We start from the raw sequence: 22,776 nt of genomic DNA, 5'->3' as shown, positions 1-22,776 counted from the left end.
TCTGGGGCCATGACTACGGCACTGATCACCGGATCCACCGCGGGCATCGGCGCCGCGTTCGCCCGGCGCCTGGCCTCCGACGGCCACAACCTGGTCCTCGTCGCCCGTGACACCAAGCGGCTCCAGGAGCAGGCGACCGAACTCCACGACCGGCACGGCATCGAGGCCGAGGTGCTGACCGCCGACCTCGCCACGGACGACGGCATCGCGGCCGTCGAGGAGCGCCTGCGGGACCGTAAGGACGCGGTCGATCTGCTCGTCAACAACGCCGGGTTCGGCAACAAGGGCCAGTACCTGGAAGTGTCCATGGCGGACGAGCTGACGATGCTGAAGGTGCACTGCGAGGCGGTGCTGCGGCTGACGTCCGCGGTCACGCCCGTGATGCGCGAGCGCGGGCGCGGCGGCGTGGTGAACGTGGCGTCCGTGGCGGCGTTCGTGCCGCGCGGCACGTACGGGGCGTCGAAGGCGTGGGTCGTGCAGTTCACGCAGGGCGCGGCGAAGGACCTGGCGGGCAGCGGGGTCCGGCTGATGGCGCTGTGTCCCGGCTTCGTGCGCACGGAGTTCCACCAGCGGGCCGGGATGGGCACGGACAACATCCCGAAGTGGATGTGGCTCGACGCGGACAAGCTGGTCGCGGCGGCCCTCACCGACCTGGCCCGCGGCAAGTCGCTGTCGATCCCGGATCCGCGGTACAAGGCGCTGATGGGCGTGGTGAAGGTGACGCCGCGGGCGCTGCTCGGCGGGATCACGTCGCGGACGGGGCGCAAGTACGGGCCGCAGTAGCGTCACAGCTCGACACGGATACCGTCAACACGGGCTCTTTCAGCGGTAGTTGAATCTATCGTCCTGTCATGTCCGTCAACCTGCGCAGCCCCAGGTCACTGCGGCCTCTTGAGCGCCGCCTCGTCGTGTGCGCGGTGCGCGGCGAGGCGCTCGATCTGCTGGACGGCGGCGAGGCCACCGTCGCCACCATGCGCGGCTGGGGGCCCGACCGCCGGATCCGGGCCGACGTCATCCGGGAGCTGCTGCGCGGCCGGCACGCGGAGCCCGTCGACCCGATCGGGGTGCGGGTGCGCGGCGCCGTCGTCGAGGGGCGGCTCAACCTCGACTCCATCAGCGCCACCCATCCGCTCGGCCTCGACCACTGCTATCTGCCGCACGGTCTGTCGGCGCGCGGGGCGGCCGTGCCCGGGGTGACGCTGCGCGGCTGCCGCCTTGAGGGGCAGGACCTGTCGCCGCTGTTCGCGCCCGGGCTCACCACGGACTGGATCGATCTGACGGACGCCTCCGTCAAGTTCGGCGGCAGCGGCACCGCGATGTTCCTGCCCGCGGCCAAGGTCGCGGGCAGCCTGAACCTCACCGACGTGTACATCTCCAGCCCGCACGCCCGGGCCGTCTTCGCTCAGGGCCTGGAGGTCGGCGGCGATCTGGTGCTGCAGGGGCGCTTCCGGGCGATCGGCGCGGACCCGCGGGCGCTGGTCGACCTGGCGGGCGCCCGGATCGGCATCGACATGTCGTGCGCGTCGGCGACCGTCGAGAACAAGGAGGGGCCCGCGCTGCACGCACGCGGTCTGCACGTCGGCGGCCGGCTGCTGCTGAACGGCGGGCTGAGCGTGACCGGCAGGACCGACCGGGCCGCGCTCAACCTCTCAGGCGCCGACATCGGCGGCTGGCTCTACCTGGACGACGCACGGATCGACAACTCCGCGGGCGCGGCCCTGTGGATGTCGCACGCGCGCATCGGCGGCAGCGTCAAGGTCGGACCCGGCGCGCGGATGACCGGCGGCGGGTCGCTGGCCTCCGTGGACATGGACCGCTGCCGGGTCGCCGGCAACGTCCAGTTCGAGCAGGCCACGCTGACCAGTACCGGCGGCACCTGCGTCTCGCTGCTGCGGGCCTCGATCGGCGCCTCGCTCTCCTTCTACGGCGAGGTGCATCTGCGCAACGCGGGCGACGATCCGCTGGTGCGGCTCGGCGGCATCGCCGTGGGCGGCAACGTGAGCTTCGAGCGCAGTACGTTCGAGGCCCGGCGCAGCGTCGCGATATCCGCCTCGAACGCGCAGATAGGCAATGACTTCCTGCTGGGCGACGAGGTGACCATCACCTGTTCGAGCCGCGACGACGCCGTCACCCTCAAGCGGTCCCAGCTCGGCGGCGACCTCAACCTCCAGGGCGTACGCATCGAGAACCGGCGCGGCGGCGCCCTCGCGGCCTTCGACCTGACCGCGGTCAACGTGCGCGTCGAGGGCCACTCGATCGTGAAAGCCTCGTCGCCGCGCCCCGTCGTCCGTCTCTACGGCGCCCGCATCCGGGCCAGGCTGCTGCTCGGCGAGGCCGAACTGCACAACGACCGCGGGCCCGCGCTGTCCTGCTTCAACGCGCAGGCCCGCGACTCCCTGCGGATCTTCGAGGGGTTCCGCGCGGTGGGCCGTACCGATCAGACCGACCAGGAGGACGCCTGCACGATCGACTTCGGCAACTTCCGGGTCGACGGCGATCTCGTCATGAATCTGAACGGCGTACGGAACGTGGGGCGGGACACCAGCCGGGTGAGCCTGGACGGCATGACGTACTCCGGCATCCCGCGCGGCCTGGACGTGCACGGGATGCTGACGCTGATCAGGGACGGCTCGACGGTCTACGCGGCGCAGCCGTACCAGCAGCTCGCGGCCGTCTACCGGGCCGCGGGCCACGACCGTGAGGTGCGCCGGATCCTGATGGCGCAGCGGCGCGACCAGAGCGCGGGCGATCTGGACGGCGTGGCGCAGCGGACGTGGCTGCGGCTGTCCGGGCTGCTGCTCGGTTACGGGTATCAGCCCTGGCGCGCTCTGGTGTGGCTGCTGTGCGTGCTGATGGTGTCGGTCGGGCTCGCCCTCGTGCTCGGCTCGCAGGGCGCGCTGGTGCACACGGCGCAGTCGGCGGCGCCGGGCACGCAGTGCTCGGCGGTCGAGCAGATCGGGGCGGGGCTCGACATGGGGCTGCCGCTGGTGAAGACGGGCCAGGCCGCGACGTGCCGGGCGGCCGCGGACGGCTGGGGGCAGGCGCTGGTCGCGGTGGGGTGGCCGTTGCAGGTGACGGCGTGGGCGTTCGCGACGCTGTTCGTGGCCGGGTTCACGGGGGCGGTGCGGCGCAACGCGTGAGGCCCGTCCCCCCGCGACGGGGGGACGGGCCTCAGTCAGCTACCTGCGCAGCTGCCGGCTCGGGTCAGTGCGAGTGACCGTGGCCGTGGCCGTGACCGGCCTCGGCCTCCTCCTCGGCCGGCTTCTCGACGACCAGGGTCTCGGTCGTGAGGAGCAGGGAGGCGATGGAGGCGGCGTTCTCCAGGGCGGAGCGGGTCACCTTGACCGGGTCGATGACGCCGGCCTTGACCAGGTCGCCGTACTCGCCGGTGGCGGCGTTGTAGCCCTGGCCCTTCTGCATCTCCTTGACCTTGGAGACGATGACGTAGCCCTCCTGGCCGGCGTTCTCACCGATCCAGCGGAGCGGCTCGACGACGGCGTTGCGGACGACCGAGACACCGGTGGCCTCGTCGCCGGTCTTGCCCAGGCCGTCCTCCAGGACCTTGGAGGCGTGCACCAGAGCGGAGCCACCACCGGAGACGATGCCCTCCTCGACCGCGGCGCGGGTCGCGGAGATGGCGTCCTCCAGACGGTGCTTCTTCTCCTTGAGCTCGACCTCGGTCGCGGCGCCGACCTTGATCACGCAGACGCCGCCGGCGAGCTTCGCGAGGCGCTCCTGGAGCTTCTCGCGGTCCCAGTCGGAGTCCGTGTTCTCGATCTCGGCCTTGATCTGGTTCACGCGGCCGACGACGTCCTCGGAGTTGCCGCCACCGTCGACGATGGTGGTGTCGTCCTTGGTGACGGTCACGCGGCGGGCGGAGCCCAGCACGTCCAGACCGGCCTGGTCGAGCTTGAGGCCGACCTCTTCGGCGATGACGGTGGCACCGGTGAGGGTGGCCATGTCCTGCAGCATCGCCTTGCGGCGGTCACCGAAGCCGGGGGCCTTGACGGCGACGGCGTTGAACGTGCCGCGGATCTTGTTCACGACCAGGGTCGACAGGGCCTCGCCCTCGACGTCCTCGGCGATGATCAGGAGGGGCTTCGAGCCGCCGGCCTGGATGACCTTCTCCAGGAGCGGGAGCAGGTCCTGGATCGCGCCGATCTTGCCCTGGTGGATCAGGATGTACGGGTCGTCGAGGACGGCCTCCATACGCTCCTGGTCGGTGACGAAGTACGGGGACAGGTAGCCCTTGTCGAAGGCCATGCCCTCGGTGAAGTCGAGCTCCAGGCCGAAGGTGTTGGACTCCTCGACGGTGATGACACCGTCCTTGCCGACCTTGTCCATCGCCTCGGCGATGAGCTCGCCGACCTGGCTGTCCTGGGCGGACAGACCGGCGACGGCGGCGATGTCGGACTTCTCGTCGATCGGGCGGGCCGTGGCGAGGAGGTCCTCGGAGACGGCCTTGACCGCGGCGTCGATGCCCTTCTTCAGGGCGGCCGGGGAGGCGCCCGCGGCAACGTTGCGCAGACCCTCCTTCACCAGGGCCTGGGCGAGCACGGTGGCGGTGGTCGTACCGTCACCCGCGATGTCGTTGGTCTTGGTCGCCACCTCCTTCACCAGCTGGGCGCCGAGGTTCTCGTACGGGTCCTCGATCTCGACCTCACGGGCGATCGTGACACCGTCGTTGGTGATGGTGGGGGCGCCGAACTTCTTGTCGATGACGACGTTGCGGCCCTTGGGGCCGATCGTCACCTTGACCGTGTCGGCCAGCTTGTTGACGCCGCGCTCGAGGGCGCGACGGGCGTCCTCGTCGAACTTCAGGATCTTCGCCATGGGAGCGGTTCAGCCCTCTCGGAAATCTCGGGGTGAAGCTTGGTGAACGAACTGCGCCCCCGACCCCGGCTTGTTAAAGATCGCGGGTGCCAGGGGCGCAGTTCAAAGCAACTAAAGCTGCTTCAGGTGATGCGGGGTGACTTACTTCTCGACGATCGCGAGCACGTCGCGAGCCGAGAGGACGAGGTACTCCTCGCCGTTGTACTTCACCTCGGTGCCGCCGTACTTGCTGTACAGCACGATGTCGCCGGTCTTGACGTCGAGCGGCAGACGCTCGCCGTTCTCGAAGCGGCCCGGGCCCACGGCCAGGACGACGCCCTCCTGGGGCTTCTCCTTGGCGGTGTCCGGAATGACCAGGCCGGAGGCCGTGGTCTGCTCGGCGTCGAGCGGCTGGACCACAATGCGGTCCTCGAGCGGCTTGATGGCAACCTTGGAGCTGGCGGTCGACACGATCCGGTCTCCCCCTTCGGAGATCTACGGGGTTAACAGTCTGGGGTGGCGACCAGGTGGATCCGTCGTCGCGGGTGCCGGACCTGCCCGTCGCTGTTGGCACTCTCATGGTGGGAGTGCCAGAGCCGAGACTATGACCGCGATTAGCACTCGGTCAAGCGGACTGCTAATCGCTTCCGGCGCGGGGCGGGATTTTCCGCTGGGCCGGGCCGCCTTCCCCGTGCCCGGCCGCCCGCCGCGGGGAGTGCTCTTCGTGGCCGAGTGCGGCCCGGTGGTCCGTCCTCGCGCAGTTCCCCTCGCCCCTGGAGCGAGCTCCGCTCGCCCGGGGGAAGTCGCACGCAGCGCCGGCCTCAGACGTAGTCCTCCAGCCGTCCCACCGTGAACCCCTGCTCCTGGATGCGGCGGAGCATGCGGGTGGTCATGTCCGTCAGGGTCGTGCCCTTCAGGTCCGACGGGCCGCGGAAGTGGGCCAGGATGATGTCGCCCGCGCGCAGCCGGTCGCCGTCGGCGTAGCGAAGGTCGTGGATCTGCATCGAGGCGCGCCACAGGACGATCGCGTCGATGCCGCAGTCGGCGGCGGCCCGCAGCGTGTCCGCGTCGTAGTTGCCGTAGGGCGGGCGCAGGAGGCGCGGGGCCGCGCCGAAGCGGGACGCGAGACGGGTCTGCTGGCCGCAGATCTCGGCGTGCTGGCCGACGTAGCCGAGGCCGGGCAGGAACGGGTGGGTGAGGGTGTGGTTCTCCACCGCGGCGCCGGCGCGCCGGAGTTGGCCGAAGTGGTCGTAGCCGGGGCCCGCCACCGAGTCCGTCAGGAACATCGAGATCGGCAGCCGCAGATCGCGGACCATGTCGACGAAGCGGGGGTCCTGCTCCGCGCCGTCGTCGTAGGTGAGGAAGACGACCTTGTCGCGGACCGGGACCCGGTCGATCACCGGCGGGACCTTGCCGGGCGCGCGGGGCGGCACCACCCGGCGCGGCCGGGGCGCCGGGGCCAGCGGCGCGGCCAGGCCCCAGCGGCGGTACGCGTCGGCCGCGGGCGCGCCCGCGGGCGGGGGCGCAGGGTGGCGGCGGACCTTCTGCGCGGCCTTCCTGCCCATCCGCTCGATCGGGTCGACGGACTGCGCGCACCCGGTGAGCAGCGCGGCGGCCAGGACGCAGGCGACGGCCGCCCGCACCCCGGTCCGCCGGACAGCGGCCCCCGCCCCGGCGGTTGTCACAGGTAGTCCTCCAGGCGGGCCACCGCGTACCCCTTGTCGGTGACGTACTTCATGAACGTACGGATCATGTCGGGCATCGTGCCCTTCCAGTCCTCGCGACCCCGGAAATGCGTGAGGATGATGTCGCCCGGATGGATGTCCCGGTCCCACTCGCGGTAGTCCATTCGGTCCACGAACACTTCCGCGTTCCAGAGGGGCGCGTACTTGACGCCGCAGGACTTGGCGGCCTTCAGGGTGTCCTGGTTGTAGTTGCCGTACGGGGGACGGAAGAGCACCGGCCGCTTGTCGTACTGCTTCTCGATGACGTCCTGCATCCCGCAGATCTCGTGCTTCTGGCCCGCGTACGACAGGCCCGGCAGATACGGGTGGTGCAGCGTGTGGTTGTTCAGGGTCACCCCGGCCCGCTGCATCTTCTTGAAGTAGCCGTAGTCCTCCTTGGCGAGGTAGTCGCTGAGGAAGGCGGTGTACGGGATCTTCAGCTCGCTCATCATGCGCAGGAACGCCGGGTCCTTCTCGGCGCCGTCGTCGATGGTGAGGAAGACGACCCGGTTCTTGGTGGGGATCGTCGTGAAGACCGGGGGCAGGCCGAGTTCCCGCTGGTCGTCGACCTCGAAGCCCTTGCGCGGCAGGATGTGCGGCTTGCGCGCCGGAGGAGCGGGGGCGGTCAGCGGCGGCTTGGCCAGGCCCCAGCGCTTCGCGGCGGCGACGATCCGGGCGCGCTCGGCCTTGAGGTGGGTGGCGTACGTGTCGAGGGCGCGGGCGGGCGGGGCCTGGAGCGGCTGCTGGCCGGCCGCGCCGCGGACCGCCTCGCCGTCGCCCGCGGAGCAGCCGGTGGCGAGCGCGGTGACGGCCAGAACGGCGACCCCGACCCGCCGCACGGCCCGCCCTCCGGTCCTTCTTCTGGCTGTTTCTTCCTTTTGTCGTACTAGTGTCATGGCGCCGGATCCTCGCAGCTCACGCCCCTGATCCCGGGCCGACACCGCCGCCGCGCGCGGCATCGTCCACCGACTGGCGGACAATGGGCCGGGTGAACGACCCCGCCTCCTTCGCCGCCCTGCTCACCCCCGAAGGCCGCGCCCTGCTCGACGCACTGCGCGACCACGACCCGGCCCAGGAACTCGCGCTCGCCACCCGGCTGCGCCGCGAGCACCCCGCCGGCCTCGTGTCGGCCGCGCTCGCCCAGGCGCGCCTGCGGCAGCGGGGCGTGGCGAAGTTCGGCGCCGAGGACGCGGCCCGGATGTACTTCACGCCCAACGGCGTGGAGCAGGCGACCCGGACCAGTGTCGCCGCGTACCGCGCGGAGTCCTTCAAGGCGCTCGGGGTCACCTCCGTGGCCGACCTGTGCTGCGGCATCGGCGGCGACGCCATCGCGCTGGCCCGCGCCGGCATCCGCGTGCTCGCCGTCGACCGCGACCCGCTGACCTGCGCCGTGGCCCGCGCCAACGCCGAGGCGCTCGGCCTCGCCGACCTCGTCGAGGTGCGGGAGGCGGACGTGACGGAGGTGGAGACGTCCGCGTACGACGCGGTCTTCGTGGACCCGGCCCGCCGGGGCGGCCGGGGCCGCATCTTCGACCCCGAGGCCTACTCCCCTCCCCTGTCCTGGGCCGTCTCCGCCGCGCTCAAGGCGCCCCGCGCCGCGCTGAAGATCGCGCCCGGCATCCCGCACGAGGCGATCCCGGCGCAGGCCGACGCCGAGTGGATCTCGGACGGGGGTGACGTGAAGGAGGCGGTGCTGTGGTTCGGGACGGAGCCGGGCCGGGTGCGGGCCACCTTGCTCCCCGGGCCGCGCGCACTGGCCTCGCGCGGGCTCCCCGATCCCGAAGTGCGCCCCGTGGGGCGGTACTTGTACGAGCCCGACGGCGCCGTCATCCGCGCGCACCTGGTCGCCGAGGTGGCCGACGAGGTCGGCGGCGGGCTCATCGACGAGACCATCGCGTACATCACGGCCGACGAGCTGAAGCAGACCCCGTACGCGACCGCGTACGAGATCACCGACCGACTCCCCTTCAACGTCAAGAAGTTGAAGGCGCTGCTGCGCGAGCGCGGGGTCGGGGTGCTGACCGTCAAGAAGCGCGGCTCCGCCGTGGAACCGGAGGAACTGCGCCGCAAGGTGATGCCGAAGCCGTACGGGAAGGCGTCGGCGACGGTGTTCCTGACCCGGGTCGCGGGGGCGCCGACGATGCTGGTGGGGGCGCCCGCCTAGGGCGTGTTTCGAAAGTCCCGTCGTCCGCCCGAAGGGCGGGCCCCGCGGCGTCTGGTGCGTGCGATCGCAAGGCGCCGGAGCGTCCTCATAGCGGAGCTATTCGGGCGTTTCGGCAACGCCGCGAGCGTGCGTGCCAGGCGTCGCGGGGCAGGCGGGACTTTCGAGACACGCCCTAGCCGTCGATCCGGCCGAGCAGATACTCCCGTTCCCGCTCGTTGCTCGTGAGCGCCGCCGCGCGCGCGAACTCCTCGCGCGCCTCCGCCGTCCGCCCGAGCCGCTCCAGCAGGTCCCCGCGCACACTGGGCAGCAAGTGGTAGTCCCGGAGCGCGGGTTCACCGGCGAGGGCGTCCACGATCGCGAGGCCCGCCTCGGGGCCCTCGGCCATGGCGACCGCGACCGCCCGGTTCAGCTCCACCACCGGTGACGGGGCGCGGGCCGCGAGCAGGGCGTAGAGCGTGGCGATCCGGGGCCAGTCGGTCTCCTCCCAGCGGCGGGCCTGCGCGTGGCAGGCGGCGATGGCGGCCTGGAGGACGTACGGTCCCGGCGGCCCCGGCGCCTGCGCGGTCGCCCGGTCGAGCGCGGTGAACCCGCGCCGGATCAGCAGTGGGCTCCACCGGGTGCGGCTCTGGTCGCGGAGCAGGACGGGCGCGCCGTCGGGCCCGGTCCGGGTGGCCGCGCGCGAGGACTGGAGCTCCAACAGCGCGGCCAGGCCGTGCACTTCGGGCTCCTTCGGCATCAGCGACTGGAGCACGCGGGCCAGCCGCAGGGCGTCCTCGCACAGCCCGGGGCGCAGATGGTCCTCGCCCGCCGTGGCCGCGTACCCCTCGTTGAAGATGAGGTAGATGACCTCCAGGACCGAGTCGAGGCGGGCCTCCCGGTCGGGCCCGTACGGCACCTCGAAGGCGACGTTCTTCGTGGCGAGGGTGCGCTTGGCGCGCACGATCCGCTGGGCGACGGTCGGTTCCGGGGCGAGCGTGGCGCGGGCGACCTCGGCGGTGGTCAGACCGCCGAGCAGCCGCAGGGTGAGGGCGACGCGGGCCCCGGCGGAGAGCACCGGGTGACAGCTCATGAAGACGAGCCGCAGCAGATCGTCGTCGATGTCGTCCGGGCCGGCGGGCGGCTGCTCCTCGTAGGCGAACGCGGTGGCCCGGCCGACCTCCTCCAGCTTGCGCGCGTAGTTCTCGCGGCGGCGTACGAGGTCGACGGCGCGGTGCCGTGCGGTGGCCGTCAGCCAGGCCCCCGGGTTGTCGGGGACGCCGGTGTCCGGCCACTTCTCCAGCGCGGCGACCAGCGCGTCCTGCGCCAGTTCCTCCGCGATGCCGACGTCCCGCACGATGCGGGTGACGGCGGCGATGACGCGGGGCGCCTCCATGCGGAAGACGGTCTCGACGGTGGCGTGGGCCGTGCGGTCCTGCGCTCGTTCTGTCACGACCCACCATCAGACACCGCGGCGGCCGTCCGGCCAAGGCCCGAGGGCGTCCTGTCAGCCCTCGGCGATCTCCCGCACCTCGCAGGTGACCGTCCAGTACTCCTCGTGGACCTGGAGGAACTTCTTCGCCCACTCGACGGCCTCCGCCATGTCCTTGCACTGCATCAGGGCGTAGCCGCCGATGACCTCCTTGGACTCGGTGAAGGGACCGTCGGTGACGGACGTCCGCCCGCCCTCCCAGCGGACCCGCTTGCCCTGCGCGGAGGGCAGCAGACCGGCGGTGTCGAGCATGACGCCCGCCTTGGTGATCTCCTCGATCAGCTCTCCCATCCGGCGTCCGAGCTCGGGGCTCGGGCCCTCGGCGGGCGCGGTGGTCTCGTCGATGCGGACGATGGAGATGAAGCGCGGCATGGTGACTCCTCGGGTGCGGTGGACCGGGTTCTCCCGGCCTTCTCACCCTTGCGTCGATCGGGACGGCCCGGGATCGACACACGCGCGGAATCTTTTTTGAAGCCCTGGAGAAGTGCCGGAAAATCCTCCTACTGTGCGGCTGTGACCATACCGAGCACCCTCCGCAAGACCTTCCGCACCCTGGACATGGGCGACGGCTCCGACGGCGTCTGGGCGGCCCACGTGCGCCCCATGTGGCCGCTCGCCGAGAGCTGGCTGACCGCCGAGGGGCGTACCCCGCAGGGCGCGGAGCGGGCCCGGAAGCTGTTCGAGGAGCACATGCCGGAACTGGTGCCGGCGCTCGACCGGCTCGCAGGGCAGCTGGGGCGGCCGGAAGCGGCGACGTTCCTCACGCTCGCCGCGGTACGGCCGTTCTTCTCGGGGTGCACCCAGACCGGTGCGCCGGGGTCACTGCTGCGCAACTACGACTTCCCGCCCGACGACGTCGAGGGCACGGTCGTCCGCTCGCACTTCCTGCGGCCCGTCATCGGCATGCAGGAAGCCGGCTGGGGGCTGCTCGACGGGATGAACGACGCCGGGCTCGCCGTCTCCCTCACCTTCGGCGGGCGCGAGGTGCACGGGCCGGGGTTCGCGGTCGTCCTCGTGCTGCGCTACCTGCTGGAGACCTGCGCCACGGTCGACGAGGCGCTCGCCAGGCTCGCCAGGATCCCCGTCGGCATCCCGCAGAACGTCACCCTCGTCGACCACGAGCGGGCCGTCACCGTGTACGTGGGTCCCGACATCCCGATGACCATGGCCCCGGACGCCTGCGCGGCCAACCACCAGCATCTGCCGGTGCCCGACGCCCAGGAGCGCGCCACCCGCACCCGGGCCCGGCTCGACGCCGTACGGCGGCCGGGCACGGACGTGGCCGCCATGCTCCGGCCGCCGCTGCACAAGGGCACGTACGAGGACGGGCTCGGGACGGTCTACACCGCGCACTACGAGCCGGGGGCAGGGCGGGTGACGTACCACTGGCCGGGGGCGGAGAGCTGGCGGCTGGGCTTCGAGGACGCCACGGGCGCTGCCGGCTCCGGTGGTTTCACGGGTGAGGAGCGGGTCGTCGTGCTCGGCGGTCATGACCCGGCCGCTACAGCAGGGACGTGACGTCCCAGATCCGGACCGTGCCGTCCGTTACAGCAGGGACGTGACGTCCCAGATCCGGACCGTGCCGTCCGTGCCCGCCGAGGCCAGATGACGGCCCTCGGAGTCGAAGGCCAGACAGGCGACGCCGCCCAGGTGGCCCTGGAGTTCCCGGATCCGGCGCGGCCCGGGACCCGTCGACCAGAGCTCGACGGTGCCGTCGGCCCGTTCCTCGTAGTCGGCCAGGCGGGAGCGGCCGAGCGCGAGGACGGGCCGGGTGGGGTGGTGGGCGGCGGCGGTCGCGCCGGGCAGCCGGTCCACGAGGGACCAGTGGCCGCCTGTCGGACGCCAGAGCCCGCCGCGGTCACCGCTCGCCACGTAGAGCAGGGCCTCGTGCGGGGCCACGGCCAGCACGTCGGCGGTCGCGTCGCCCGTGTGCGCGGCGGTGACGACGGCGTCCGCGCCGACGTAGCGCGGCGGGTCGTAGCGCACCACCACCTCCTGCGACAGCGCCCACAGGGCGCCGTCGGGCGTGAAGACCGGCCGTGTCACCTGCGGGGCGGTCTCCGCGCCGTCCGGCTCGCGCACCGAACGCAGCGTTCCGTCGGCGGCCGCCCGCCACACCCCGAGGTCCGTGACCCGGGCGGGCACCCCGGCCAGCAGCCGGCCCCCGGCGCCGACGGCCAGCTCGCGGACCGGCGAGGTACGGGTGTCCGACGGCAGCCAGCGCCCCGCGCGCCGCAGCAGCAGATGGCCTCCGGCCGCGACGACCAGGAGCTCCCCGCCCGGGTCGAAGGCGAGCGTGTCGACGCCGGCGGGCAGCACCCGGCCGTCGCGGTCCACCGCGAGCCGGGCCGGCCGGGGCAGGGCGAGCCGCGCCGCCCCGCCGATCCGGTCCCCCGTCCAGACCCGGCCGCGGGCGTCGCCCCAGACCAGCTCGCCGGTGCCCGGCCGGAAGGCGACGGCCCGCATCCGCGCCGCGTCCGGCGCCGAGAACAGCAGCCGGCTCGTGTCCCGGGTCCGGGTCAGCGCCACCGCGCCACCGCCGACCAGCACCGCGGCGCCCGTCACGAGCAGCACCCGGCGGCCCACCACGCCGCGCGGCGCCGTGTCCGGCCGGGCCTCGGCGTGGGCCGGGCGGGCGGCCAGCGCCTCCTGGAGCCGGATGTGCCGGAACTGGTAGGCGCCGCCGGACTGGCGCAGGATCTCGCGGCGCCGGGCGTCCGCCAGGAACGCGAAGAGCCGCCAGGGCAGCTTCCCGCGCGCGGCAAGCCAGACCCGCGCGAGCACGAAGCGCGGCCAGGCCCGCGACAGCAGGATGAAGTAGCCGAAGACGGCCCCCGGCAGCACCATCAGCCAGCCGGGCCCCTGGTGGGCGACGCCGAACGCGTGCCCGGTGCGCCGCCAGTCGTGGCCGAGGAACGCCCCGGCGTCACCGTGCCCCGGCCAGCCCGGCCAGCCCGTGGCCCAGCGGAACACGAGCCCGCCCGTGACCAGGCCCGCCCGCAGCCCGAACGCGGCGAGCCCGCCGAACACCAGGCCCGCCACCAGCGCCCCCGCCAGGCTCGACACCCGGTCCTGCACGGCCGAGCCGACCGGGCTGACCTGCGCGGCGCTGGACGGCGGCGCGTTCAGCCAGGAGTGCGCGGCGAGCGCGAGCCCGGTGACGACGCACAGCGCGAGACAGATCGTGAGCAGCTTGGTGAACTCCTCGGTGCTCTGCAGCGACCCGAACCCCGCGGTGTAGGAGACGACACGGATCAGCGTCACCACGACGGCGACCGGCCCCACGGTCCACGCGCACAGCGCCGCCCCGCGCCAAAAGCCGCTCTGCAGCCGCTGCGCCGACCCGTGCAGCGACCACGAGAGCCGGCCGGGCGGATGGCCCGCGGTGACGTACCAGACCACCGAGGAGACCAGGGCGAAGGCGATCCCGAAGCTCAGCGCGTTGTAGACGGCGGTGGTCGCGTCGCCGAGGCCGCCGTCCAGCTGGTCCCAGGCGAGCACCGCGGCCACGCACACGAGCCCGCCGCCGAACCCGAGGACGGGCCCCAGCCACACCGGCAGCACCCGTCCGCTCAGCTGCCACCACGCCAGATCGCGCTCGCGGTGGTCGTGCAGCTGGCAGGCGAGGAAGGTGAGCCAGCGCCGGGCCCGCCGGGCGTCCCACAGCGCCGCCTGCCCCGGCTCCCCCGACGGCTCGTACGCCGTGTCGATCACCCGGTGCGTGAGGTGGTCCTCGACGGCGTACCGGCAGTCGAACCGCACGGCGTCGAGGAGTTCGCCGGGGTCCTGAGCGGGGCCGCGGTAGACGAGGCGGGCCGTGGTCACCATCAGGGGGGTGGAGAGCGCCTGGGCGAGCGGTCCCGCGGGCTCGGCGCGCAGCCGGTCGTAGACGGGGTCCCAGCGCTCGGCGGCGGTCTCGTCGAAGCCGCGCAGATACGCGATGACGTCAGCGGGCGGCACCGGCAGCACCTCGACGACCGGGGCGTGCCGCAGCGCCGGGGCACCGCCCTTGATCAGTTCCTCGTACTCGACGGCGCGGCAGGTGACGACCACCGGGCGGTCGCCGCCCAGCCCTTCGTTGATGCCGCGGATGGCGCCGCGCCGCGCGGACTCCGGGATCTCGTCGAGGCCGTCGAGGACCGGCAGCAGCAGGCCCTGGGTGAGCAGGGTGCGCGGGATGTCCGGGTCGCCGCCGTAGTAGGGCACGGCGAGGGAGCGCACGATCCAGTCGTCGAGCCGTTCGCGCACCGGGTCCCAGGTCGACACCGGCAGCAGCACGGGCACCCGGCCGCCGGGCGGGCGTTCGTCGAGCAGTCCGAGCGTGAGCAGCAGCGCGAGGACGGACTTGCCGGCGCCGGGCTCGCCGATGACGACGAGCCGCCCGTCGGGCAACTGGTCGTATCCGGCGGCGAGTTGACCGGTCGCCTCGGTGAAGTCCCCGGAGAGCCTGCCGTCCAGCCGGCGGCGCAGCACCCGGCCGCCGGCGCCGCCCGCGCCGCGCGCGTCGGGCGGGTCGGCGACCTCGCGCCGGGTGGTGGCCCAGCCGAGCGGGAGCACGCCGGGTTCGCGCAGCCGCCGGGCCGCGGCCTCCTCGCGCCACTGGACGCGCACGGTGCGGGCGAGGTCGTCGGCGTAGACGCCGGGCTCGACGACGGGCGCCGTCCGGTTCAGCCGGGCCGCGAGGCTGACCAGGAGGCCCGCGACGCCGATGAGCAGGGAGACGACGGCGGCCACCTCGTCGGCGCCGAACCCGCCGACGAGCATCCACCCGGCAAGGGCCAGCGCCCCCGTCCCCACGACGCCGAGCAGACCGGCGCGGACGAGGCGCAGATGTGTGTCCCGACGTCCGGACGGCCCCCGTAGCACAGCAGCATTGTGCGGCCGGGCGATGCGCGGGGACCCCGCCGGGAGGCCCTCACTTGCGCCCCCCGGACCGCCGCCGTCACAGCGTCACCGCAGCGATTCCCACAGCTCATCGGCCTCCGGCTGGTCCGCCACGACCCGGTTGTGGTCCGAGGGCGCCTGCACCACCGGCATCATCACGGTCTTCACGGAGTCGGCGCTCAGCCCCTGCAGACTCCGGGCCAGACCGGCCAGTTCCGTCAGGGAGTCGAGGCCGGTGTCGGTGGTGAGCGACCCGGTGGCCGCGTCGGCGATCTCGTAGAGGCGGGTGGGGCTGGTGAGCAGCCCGGAGCCCGCGACCTGCTCCACGAGCGCCTTCACCAGCTGCTGCTGGAGCTTGATGCGGCCGAGGTCGCTGCCGTCGCCGACGCCGTGCCGGGTGCGGGCGAAGGCGAGCGCGGTCTTGCCGTCGAGGTGGTGGTCGCCGGCCTTGAGGTGGAGCTGGCTGAGGTCGTCGTCGATGTCCTCGTCGGTGGTGACGTCCACGCCGCCCAGCGCGTCGATGAGCCGGGCGAAGCCCGCGAAGTCGACCTCCAGGTAGTGGTCCATGCGCACGCCCGTCATGGTCTCGACGGTCTTCACCGCACAGACCGGACCGCCCAGCGAGTAGGCGCTGTTGAACATGACGTTGTACGCGACCGCGGTCGTGCCGCCGGACTCCGTCGGGCAGGCGGGCCGCTCCACGAGGGTGTCGCGCGGGATGCTGACGACGGTCGCCTTCGTGCGGTCGGCGTTCAGGTGCAGGACCATCGCGGTGTCGGAGCGGGCGCCGCCGCTGTCACCGCCGCCCAGCTTCTTGTTCTCCTTGCCGGAGCGCGAGTCGGAGCCCAGGACGAGGACGTTCAGGACGCCCTTCTCCAGCGGCTCCGCCGAGGGCGAGGCCGACGCGGACGGCGAGGCCGCGACCTGGTCCGCGCGCATCGGGCGGTTGTCGCCGAGCGCCTTGTCGATGTCGACGCTGTGGATGTTGTGGTCCAGGTGCCAGTACACCCAGCCGGCGCCCCCGCCGCCGAGCACGAGGGCGCAGCCGAGCACAAGGCCGGTGATCTTCACCGCACGCCCACGGAACCGTTTCTTCTCAGTCACGGAGGGAACGTAAGTCCGAATTATTACAGCGGTAAACCTCTTCCCCCGCTTCTTCGGAAAATCTCAGACGCAGACCACCGCGAACCCGCCCCTATCGGGCCGGTGTCCCGCGCCCTACGCCGTCTCGAACCGCCACCGGTGCACCGTCCGGGTCACCAGCTCCCCGTCCGGCTCCGGGAGTTCAGGGAGCTCGGCGTCGTAGGCGGCGTCCCACCAGGTGATCACGAGGACCCGGTCCTGCGGCGCGCGCAGCGTCTCGCGCCGCTCCGGCTCACGGGCGAGCCGCTGTTCCTTCGCCCAGGCGAGCAGTTCCTCGCCCCGGCCCGCGACGGCGCGGGCCTCCCACATCAGCACAGTGGCACTCATGAGCGAAGCTCATTCCTTGCGAGGGCGGTGGTGGGTGACGGGTGGGCACTCACGAGTACAGGTTCTCCTTGCTGACCTCGTGCACGTGGTCGTGGTGGTGGTGACCCGGCACGTGGGTCTCCGTCACGGGCAGCGAGGAGTCCGCCGACAGGTCCCAGGACGAGGCGGCCCGGTTCCTGGCCACCATCTCGGCGCCCAGGGCGGCGACCATCGCGCCGTTGTCCGTGCACAGCTTGGGGCGCGGCACGCGCAGCCGGATCCCGGCCCGCTCGCAGCGCTCCTCGGCGAGGGCGCGCAGCCGCGAGTTGGCGGCGACACCGCCGCCGATCATGAGGTGGTCGACGCCCTCGTCCTTGCAGGCCCGCACGGCCTTGCGCGTCAGCACGTCGACGACGGCCTCCTGGAAGGACGCCGAGACGTCCCGCACCGGCACGTCCTCACCGGCGGCCCGCTTGGCCTCGATCCAGCGCGCCACGGAGGTCTTGAGGCCGGAGAAGGAGAAGTCGTACGCCGGGTCGCGCGGGCCGGTCAGTCCGCGCGGGAAGGAGATGGCGTTCGGGTCGCCCTCCTTCGCGTACCGGTCGATGACCGGACCGCCCGGGAAGCCGAGGTTGAGCACGCGCGCGATCTTGTCGAACGCCTCGCCCGCCGCGTCGTCGATGGTCGCGCCGAGCGGCCGCACGTCGGAGGTGATGTCGGTGGAGAGCAGCAGCGAGGAGTGCCCGCCGGAGACGAGCAGCGCCATCGTCGGCTCGGGCAGCTTGCCGTGCTCCAACTGGTCGACGCAGATGTGCGAGGCCAGGTGGTTGACGCCGTAGAGCGGCTTGCCGAGGGCGTACGCGTACGCCTTCGCGGCCGAGACACCGACGAGCAGCGCGCCCGCGAGGCCGGGCCCGGCGGTGACGGAGATCCCGTCGAGGTCCTTGGCGCTCACCCCGGCGTCCTTCAGGGCCCGCTGGATCGTGGGGACCATCGCCTCCAGGTGGGCGCGCGAGGCGACCTCGGGCACGACGCCGCCGAAGCGGGCGTGTTCGTCGACGCTGGAGGCGACGGCGTCGGCGAGCAGGGTGGTGCCGCGGACGATGCCGACGCCGGTCTCGTCGCAGGAGGTCTCGATGCCGAGGACGAGCGGTTCGTCAGCCATGGTTCTTCTCTTCGGTCGTGTTCTCAGTGGTCAGGCGCATCACGAGGGCGTCCACGTTGCCCGGCTGGTAGTAGCCGCGCCGGAAGCCGATCGGCTCGAAGCCGAAACGCTCGTACAGCTTCTGCGCCCGGGTGTTGTCGACGCGCACCTCCAGCATCACCTCGGCGGCCTCGAAGGCGGTGGCGTGCCGGAGCAGCTCGGTGAGCAGCCGGGAGCCGAGCCCGGTGCCCCAGTGGTCGCGGGCGACGGCGATGGTCTGGACGTCGGCCAGCTCCCCGGAGGCGGCGAGCCCGCCGTACCCGACGAGCCGGTCGCCCTCGTACGCGACGACGTACCGGCGCGTCGACCCGACCCCGCGCGCATGCGCCAGCTCGGACCAGAACATGCCGCGCGACCAGGCGTCGTCCGGGAACAGCTCCTTCTCCAGGACGAGCACGGGATCGATGTCCCACCAGCGCATTTCGCGGATGTCGGCGTCCACGGGAGAAGTCACTTGGGGGTGACCACCTTGTAGTTCTTGGGGACCTGCGCGTCGGGGCGGCGCAGGTACAGGGGCCGCGGTTCGAGCAGCTCCTCGCCCGCGGCCAGCTTCTCGGCGGCGAGGGCGGCGAGCGCGGCGGCGGAGACGTGCTCGGGGCCGCGGGCGTCCGGGAACGCCTCGGGGTACAGACGCCCGCCCGCGCCGACGACGGGCAGCCCGGCCACGGCGTCGGCGAGGTCGGCGGGCCGGTCGACGGCGGCCTCGGTGGTCCGGGTGCGCGGGTCGTCATAGCGCGCCCAGTACACCTCCTTGCGCCGGGCGTCGGTGGCGACGACGAAGGGGCCGTCCACGTCCGCCTCGTACGCGAGCCCGTCGAGGGTGCAGACGCCGTGCACGGGCACGTCGAGCGCGAGCCCGAACGTGTCGGCGGTCATCAGGCCGACCCGCAGTCCGGTGTACGGGCCCGGACCCACGCCCACGACGATCCCGGTGACGGCGTCGAGTTTCACCCCGGCGTCGGCGAGCACCCGGTCGACGGCGGGCAGCAGCAGCTCCCCGTGTCTGCGGGCGTCCACCTGACTCGACTCCGCGAGGACGGAGGAGCCGTCGTGGAGGGCGACGGTGACGGCGGGGGTGGCGGTATCCAGAGCGAGCAACAGCACGCGAACAGCCTACGACCCCGGGGGCCCGGACACGTCCGCGCTTCCGGTCAACCCGCTGGCGGGCCGGGTCCGGCTGCTACCGTCACCCGGAGAAGTCCGGAGAGCGAGAGGCAGGCACCTGGTGGCACGGAGCAGCACCGGATTCGTGACCGCGTTGACCGCGGGCGCGCTGGCCGTGGTCGGCTTCCTCGCCTATCAGGCCTCGGCGAGCGCACCGGCCGATCTCGGCAAGTCACCCTCCGTCTCGGCCTCCTCCTCGGCGTCCAGCTCCCCCAAGCAGAAGAAGGACCCGAAGGCGCTGCCCGCCCAGTCCGGCAAGGGCGAGCGCGTCGTCTACGCCCTGGGTGCGAACCGGGTCTGGCTGGTCGGCGGGCGCGACAAGGTGCAGCGCACGTACGAGGTGACGCCCGGCACGGTGGACCCGGCGCCCGGCAAGTACGCGGTGACGTCGCGCTCCGGCGCCATCACCGGCACGGACGGCACGCCGATCGAGCACGTGGTGCGGTTCGCGAGCACCGACGGGGTCGTGATCGGGTTCAGCGCCGCCGTCGACGGCTCCACGCCCGACCCCGACCCGTCGAAGCAGACCGGCGGCATCCGCGAGTCGCGGGCCGACGGCAACGCGATGTGGGAGTTCGCGACCTACGGGCGCTCCGTGGTGGTTGTCCCGTAGCTCACGCCGCGTCCCTGTGCTCCTCGCCGCACGCGGGGTGGACGCGTTCGGGAGCGGGCGGTGGTGTCGACACGGCACGGGCCGCCGCGCACGAGGCCAGCAGCTCGCTCATCGGCACTGCGCGTGGCACTGCGCGCGGCACGTCGTGTGCCTCACGTTCCGAAGCCGGCATGGGTGCCTCCCGGGACCGTCGCAGTTCACGTAGTTAGGTAGACCTAACCAAGTCCGGTCTCCATGTGAACACGCCGCGGTGCCGTCGCGCAACACTTTGCCGACAGCCTGTCGGCACCCTGTCACCGTCCAGCTGGGCGGCTCACCCCCCGAGCGACCCCAGCCCCTCCCCGGCCCAGCGTCCCCCGATCCCGTTGAACGTCACCACGCGCACCTCGTCCGACGTGTCCCCCGTGGCCCGGTCGATCAGCACGTGCAGGCGGTCGTCGGAGAGCTCCTCGACCTTGCCGTCGCCCCACTCCACGACGACCACGGAGTCCGGCAGCGAGACGTCGAGGTCCAGGTCCTCCATCTCGTCGAGGCCGCCGCCCAGCCGGTACGCGTCGACGTGCACCAGCGCGGGGCCGTCCCCCAGCGGCGGGTGGACGCGGGCGATCACGAAGGTCGGGGAGGTCACCGCGCCGCGCACGCCGAGGCCCTCGCCGAGGCCGCGGGTCAGGGTCGTCTTGCCCGCGCCGAGTTCACCGGTGAGCATCACGAGGTCGCCGGGGCGCAGCTGTTTGGCCAGGGCCAGGCCCAACTCCCGCATTTCTTCCGGGGAGTTGACGGTGACCGTGACGGTCGTGACGGGGGTGGCGGGTTCAGCCGCCGGGTTGTGCGGTGCTGCCGGTGTCTCCATAAATCCCCACGGTAGCCGCTGCGGGCACGGCCCCCGTACGGGCGAGGAGGTCGGCGAGCCGGTCGGTGACCACCTCGGGGTGCTCCAGCATCACCAGGTGCCCGGCGTCCGGCACCAGCACGAACTCGGCGTCCGGCAGCAGCTCCGCGATGGCCTCGCTGTGCTCGCTCGGCGTGACCAGGTCCTGCTCGCCGGCGAGGACCAGCGCCGGCAGTCCGGCGAAGGCTGCGAGCGCGGCCGTCTTGTCGTGCTCCTGGAACGCCGGGTAGAACTCGGCGACCACGTCGATCGGTGTGCCCTCGATCATCCGCTCGGCGAACCGGGCGATCGCCGGGTCGACGTCGCGGCTCGCGAACGAGTACCGCTTGATGATCCCGGCGAACAGGTCGGCGGTCGCTCTGCGGCCCTTCTCGACCAGTTCGGCGCGCTGGCCGAGGGCCTTCAGGACGCCCGGCAGGACCCGCCGCACCACGTTGACCCCGGCCACCGGGAGCCCGTAGTTGACCTCGCCGAGCCTGCCCGACGACGTACCGACGAGGGCCGTGCCCACGACCCGCTCGCGCACCAGACCGGGGTGCTGGTCGGCCAGCGCCATCACGGTCATGCCGCCCATGGAGTGGCCGACGAGGACCAGCGGGCCCTCCGGCGCGGCCGCGTCGACGACCGCCTTGAGGTCGCCGCCGAGAGTGTCGATGGAGACCGGCGTGCCGGCCTCCACCTGCTCCGCGCCGCGCCCCGAGCGGCCGTGGCTGCGCTGGTCCCAGTACACGCAGCGCACCACGCCGCGCAGGGCCGCGCGCTGGAAGTGCCAGGAGTCCTGGTTGAGGCAGTAGCCGTGGCTGAAGACGACGGTGACGGGGGCCGGCGTCTTGCGGCCGAACAGCCGCCGCCTGCGGGTGCCGGTGCCGCTCTCGTCGATCTCGTCGACCTCGTAGTACAGCTCGGTGCCGTCGGCGGCGTACGCCTTGCCGGGGACGCCGCGCAGTGATCCGTACGGACCGGACGCGTCGAGGGCGAGCCGGGCCTTCCTGCGCATGCCGCGCCCGACCGTGAGCCGCTCGACGGCGACCCCGGCGGCCGCGCCCGCGGCGACGACGCCTATCGCGGCGCCCGCGAGACCGGCCCGCCGCCAGCTCCCCGAAGCGGCCGCTTCGGTGACGGCCGCCGTGGCCTGTGCGCTGGTCTCGCTCACGTGCCGCTCCCTCGCTGTGATTCCCGTACGGTCCGTGCTACCCCCGGGGTACCCCGGGACTCCGGGTCAGGCGCCGCCCTCGTCCACGTAGACGCGCGGGACGCGGGATCCGATCCGCGTGACGATCTCGTACGCGATGGTCCCGGACGCCGCCGCCCAGTCCTCCGCGGTCGGCTCGCCCCGGTCGCCGGGGCCGAACAGGACCGCCTCGTCGCCCACGGCCGGCTCGTCCCCGCCGAGGTCGACGACGAACTGGTCCATCGCGACCCGGCCCGCGACCGTGCGCCGCTTGCCGCCGATCAGGACCGGGCCGGTGCCCGAGGCGTGCCGCGGGATGCCGTCCGCGTAACCGAGCGGCACCAGACCGAGGGTCGTCGGACCCGGTGTGACGTAGTGATGCCCGTAACTGACGCCGAGTCCACCCGGCGCGTGCTTCACCAGCGCGAGCGACGCCTTGAGCGTCATGACCGGGCGAAGACCGAAGTCCTCCGGCGTGCCGAGCTCGGGGCTCGGCGAGATCCCGTACATGGCGATGCCGGGGCGGACGAGGTCGAAGTGGGTCTCCGGGAGCGTGAGCGTCCCCGGCGAGTTGGCGATGTGCCGTACCTCGGGGGTGATGCCCTCGCCCTCCGCGTACCCGACCATCTCGCGGAACGCGGCCAGTTGGGCGGCGGTCGCCGGGTGGCCCGGCTCGTCGGCGCACGCGAAGTGCGACCACAGGCCGGTGACGGTGACGTGCCCCGCCCGCTGCGCCGCCAGGGACTCGCGCACCAGCTCGGGCCAGTCGGCCGGCAGGCAGCCGTTACGCCCCAGGCCCGTGTCGGCCTTCAGCTGGATGCGGGCCGTGCGGCCCGACTCCCGTGCGGCGGCCACGACTTCGCGCAGCGCCCACATGCCGCTGACCGACAGGTCGAGGCCCGCCTCGACGGCCTCGCGCCAGGGCCCGCCGGGCACCCACAGCCAGCACATGATCCGGCCCTCGACGCCGGCCGCGCGCAGGGCGAGCGCCTCCTCGGGCGTGGCGGTACCGATCCACTCGGCGCCCGCCGCCTTGGCGGCGCGGGCCACCGGAAGCATCCCGTGCCCGTACGCGTCGGCCTTCACGACGGCCATGAACGCGGCCCCCGGCGCGTGTGCGCGCAGGGACCGCACATTGGCCTTGAGCGCGGCCAGATCGATCTCGGCGCGGGCGCGGAGCGGGGCAGTCACGTTCTCGTTCATGGTGCGCCCAGTCTCTCAGAGCCCGCCGACA

20 protein-coding genes are annotated in these 22,776 nt (G+C 72.9%); 5 read left to right on the top strand and 15 right to left on the bottom strand.

Translation table 11 applies throughout. The features are described from left to right. The first annotated feature begins 9 nt into the window (after positions 1-9). Together J3486_RS28010 and J3486_RS28005 are read left to right on the top strand one after the other, a co-directional pair. The gene (locus J3486_RS28010) at positions 10-783 is read left to right on the top strand and encodes an SDR family oxidoreductase (RefSeq protein WP_207825063.1); all 774 of its coding nucleotides are present in this window, start codon (positions 10-12) and stop codon (positions 781-783) included. 68 nt (positions 784-851) lie between these two features. Then, positions 852-3,140 (top strand): hypothetical protein, encoded by a 2,289-nt coding sequence (locus J3486_RS28005; RefSeq protein WP_207825060.1) that lies wholly within the window; start codon positions 852-854, stop codon positions 3,138-3,140. A 64-nt stretch (positions 3,141-3,204) separates the two neighbouring features. Here J3486_RS28005 and groL read toward each other — a convergent pair whose 3' ends face one another. The 4 genes from groL to J3486_RS27985 form a co-directional block, all read right to left on the bottom strand. Beyond that, positions 3,205-4,833, bottom strand: coding sequence for a chaperonin GroEL (gene groL / locus J3486_RS28000; protein ID WP_207825058.1), 1,629 nt, complete (start codon positions 4,831-4,833; stop codon positions 3,205-3,207). 141 nt (positions 4,834-4,974) lie between these two features. Beyond that, a complete protein-coding gene (gene groES / locus J3486_RS27995; protein WP_207825056.1) occupies positions 4,975-5,283 on the bottom strand; it encodes a co-chaperone GroES in 309 nt (102 codons plus the stop codon). A 350-nt stretch (positions 5,284-5,633) separates the two neighbouring features. Further along, entirely contained in the window at positions 5,634-6,497 is an 864-nt protein-coding gene (locus J3486_RS27990; RefSeq protein ID WP_374194777.1) for a polysaccharide deacetylase family protein, read from the bottom strand. Continuing rightward, positions 6,494-7,432 (bottom strand): polysaccharide deacetylase family protein, encoded by a 939-nt coding sequence (locus J3486_RS27985; protein WP_207825054.1) that lies wholly within the window; start codon positions 7,430-7,432, stop codon positions 6,494-6,496. Before J3486_RS27985 ends, J3486_RS27990 begins: the two co-directional genes overlap by 4 nt. 83 nt (positions 7,433-7,515) lie before the next feature. Between J3486_RS27985 and J3486_RS27980 the strand changes: the two genes are divergently transcribed. Next, positions 7,516-8,700 (top strand): methyltransferase domain-containing protein, encoded by a 1,185-nt coding sequence (locus tag J3486_RS27980; RefSeq protein WP_207825052.1) that lies wholly within the window; start codon positions 7,516-7,518, stop codon positions 8,698-8,700. A gap of 172 nt (positions 8,701-8,872) precedes the next feature. Here J3486_RS27980 and J3486_RS27975 read toward each other — a convergent pair whose 3' ends face one another. Beyond that, complete coding sequence (locus J3486_RS27975) at positions 8,873-10,072, bottom strand: RNA polymerase sigma factor (RefSeq protein WP_207825259.1); 1,200 nt, start codon at positions 10,070-10,072, stop codon at positions 8,873-8,875. Between the two features lie 111 nt (positions 10,073-10,183). Next, a complete protein-coding gene (locus tag J3486_RS27970; protein ID WP_207825050.1) occupies positions 10,184-10,540 on the bottom strand; it encodes a YciI family protein in 357 nt (118 codons plus the stop codon). A gap of 141 nt (positions 10,541-10,681) precedes the next feature. Between J3486_RS27970 and J3486_RS27965 the strand changes: the two genes are divergently transcribed. Then, on the top strand, positions 10,682-11,686 hold the full coding sequence (locus tag J3486_RS27965) for a C45 family peptidase (RefSeq protein ID WP_307804962.1): 1,005 nt from the start codon (positions 10,682-10,684) through the stop codon (positions 11,684-11,686). Between the two features lie 27 nt (positions 11,687-11,713). On the opposite strand, the gene J3486_RS45025 is transcribed toward J3486_RS27965, so the two are convergent. The 6 genes from J3486_RS45025 to tsaB form a co-directional block, all read right to left on the bottom strand. Continuing rightward, positions 11,714-15,034 carry a hypothetical protein gene (locus tag J3486_RS45025; protein ID WP_207825048.1) on the bottom strand — a complete coding sequence of 1,107 codons (3,321 nt, stop codon included), beginning with the start codon at positions 15,032-15,034 and terminating at the stop codon, positions 11,714-11,716. A gap of 84 nt (positions 15,035-15,118) precedes the next feature. After that, complete coding sequence (locus tag J3486_RS27955) at positions 15,119-16,123, bottom strand: LCP family protein (protein WP_307804967.1); 1,005 nt, start codon at positions 16,121-16,123, stop codon at positions 15,119-15,121. 147 nt (positions 16,124-16,270) lie between these two features. After that, positions 16,271-16,522, bottom strand: coding sequence for a hypothetical protein (locus J3486_RS27950; RefSeq protein ID WP_207825046.1), 252 nt, complete (start codon positions 16,520-16,522; stop codon positions 16,271-16,273). A 49-nt stretch (positions 16,523-16,571) separates the two neighbouring features. After that, positions 16,572-17,666: a tRNA (adenosine(37)-N6)-threonylcarbamoyltransferase complex transferase subunit TsaD gene (gene tsaD / locus J3486_RS27945; protein WP_207825044.1), complete on the bottom strand. Its 1,095-nt coding sequence runs from the start codon at positions 17,664-17,666 to the stop codon at positions 16,572-16,574. Further along, entirely contained in the window at positions 17,659-18,126 is a 468-nt protein-coding gene (gene rimI / locus J3486_RS27940) for a ribosomal protein S18-alanine N-acetyltransferase (RefSeq protein WP_229378735.1), read from the bottom strand. The genes tsaD and rimI overlap by 8 nt, the downstream gene beginning before the upstream one ends. A 29-nt stretch (positions 18,127-18,155) precedes the next feature. Next, complete coding sequence (gene tsaB / locus J3486_RS27935) at positions 18,156-18,809, bottom strand: tRNA (adenosine(37)-N6)-threonylcarbamoyltransferase complex dimerization subunit type 1 TsaB (RefSeq protein ID WP_207825040.1); 654 nt, start codon at positions 18,807-18,809, stop codon at positions 18,156-18,158. A 121-nt stretch (positions 18,810-18,930) separates the two neighbouring features. Between tsaB and J3486_RS27930 the strand changes: the two genes are divergently transcribed. Then, the gene (locus J3486_RS27930) at positions 18,931-19,482 is read left to right on the top strand and encodes a hypothetical protein (protein ID WP_207825038.1); all 552 of its coding nucleotides are present in this window, start codon (positions 18,931-18,933) and stop codon (positions 19,480-19,482) included. Positions 19,483-19,795: 313 nt separating this feature from the next. Here the strand turns inward: J3486_RS27930 and tsaE are convergent, their stop codons facing one another. The 3 genes from tsaE to alr form a co-directional block, all read right to left on the bottom strand. Continuing rightward, a complete protein-coding gene (gene tsaE, locus J3486_RS27925; RefSeq protein WP_207825036.1) occupies positions 19,796-20,332 on the bottom strand; it encodes a tRNA (adenosine(37)-N6)-threonylcarbamoyltransferase complex ATPase subunit type 1 TsaE in 537 nt (178 codons plus the stop codon). Then, the gene (locus tag J3486_RS27920) at positions 20,295-21,524 is read right to left on the bottom strand and encodes an alpha/beta fold hydrolase (RefSeq protein WP_207825028.1); all 1,230 of its coding nucleotides are present in this window, start codon (positions 21,522-21,524) and stop codon (positions 20,295-20,297) included. The genes tsaE and J3486_RS27920 overlap by 38 nt, the downstream gene beginning before the upstream one ends. Positions 21,525-21,590: 66 nt before the next feature. Beyond that, positions 21,591-22,745, bottom strand: coding sequence for an alanine racemase (gene alr, locus J3486_RS27915; protein WP_207825026.1), 1,155 nt, complete (start codon positions 22,743-22,745; stop codon positions 21,591-21,593). Between the last annotated feature and the right edge of the window lie 31 nt (positions 22,746-22,776).

The organism is Streptomyces sp. VRA16 Mangrove soil, assembly GCF_017377775.1.
In the GTDB taxonomy this organism is placed as follows: Bacteria; Actinomycetota; Actinomycetes; order Streptomycetales; family Streptomycetaceae; genus Streptomyces.
The sequence above is the reverse complement of the archived record's forward strand: the minus strand, read 5'-3'. Positions and strand labels throughout refer to the sequence as shown.

What these genes read in the sequence shown, in the direction of transcription:
- rimI (WP_229378735.1), bottom strand. Translation starts at nt 18,126, where the DNA reads ATGCGCTGGTGGGACATCGATCCCGTGCTCGTCCTGGAGAAGGAGCTG.
- tsaD (WP_207825044.1), bottom strand. Translation starts at nt 17,666, where the DNA reads ATGGCTGACGAACCGCTCGTCCTCGGCATCGAGACCTCCTGCGACGAG.
- groL (WP_207825058.1), bottom strand. Translation starts at nt 4,833, where the DNA reads ATGGCGAAGATCCTGAAGTTCGACGAGGACGCCCGTCGCGCCCTCGAG.
- tsaE (WP_207825036.1), bottom strand. Translation starts at nt 20,332, where the DNA reads ATGGAGACACCGGCAGCACCGCACAACCCGGCGGCTGAACCCGCCACC.
- J3486_RS28010 (WP_207825063.1), top strand. Translation starts at nt 10, where the DNA reads ATGACTACGGCACTGATCACCGGATCCACCGCGGGCATCGGCGCCGCG.
- J3486_RS28005 (WP_207825060.1), top strand. Translation starts at nt 852, where the DNA reads ATGTCCGTCAACCTGCGCAGCCCCAGGTCACTGCGGCCTCTTGAGCGC.
- J3486_RS27985 (WP_207825054.1), bottom strand. Translation starts at nt 7,432, where the DNA reads ATGACACTAGTACGACAAAAGGAAGAAACAGCCAGAAGAAGGACCGGA.
- J3486_RS27980 (WP_207825052.1), top strand. Translation starts at nt 7,516, where the DNA reads ATGGGCCGGGTGAACGACCCCGCCTCCTTCGCCGCCCTGCTCACCCCC.
- J3486_RS27950 (WP_207825046.1), bottom strand. Translation starts at nt 16,522, where the DNA reads ATGAGTGCCACTGTGCTGATGTGGGAGGCCCGCGCCGTCGCGGGCCGG.
- J3486_RS27970 (WP_207825050.1), bottom strand. Translation starts at nt 10,540, where the DNA reads ATGCCGCGCTTCATCTCCATCGTCCGCATCGACGAGACCACCGCGCCC.
- alr (WP_207825026.1), bottom strand. Translation starts at nt 22,745, where the DNA reads ATGAACGAGAACGTGACTGCCCCGCTCCGCGCCCGCGCCGAGATCGAT.
- J3486_RS27975 (WP_207825259.1), bottom strand. Translation starts at nt 10,072, where the DNA reads ATGGAGGCGCCCCGCGTCATCGCCGCCGTCACCCGCATCGTGCGGGAC.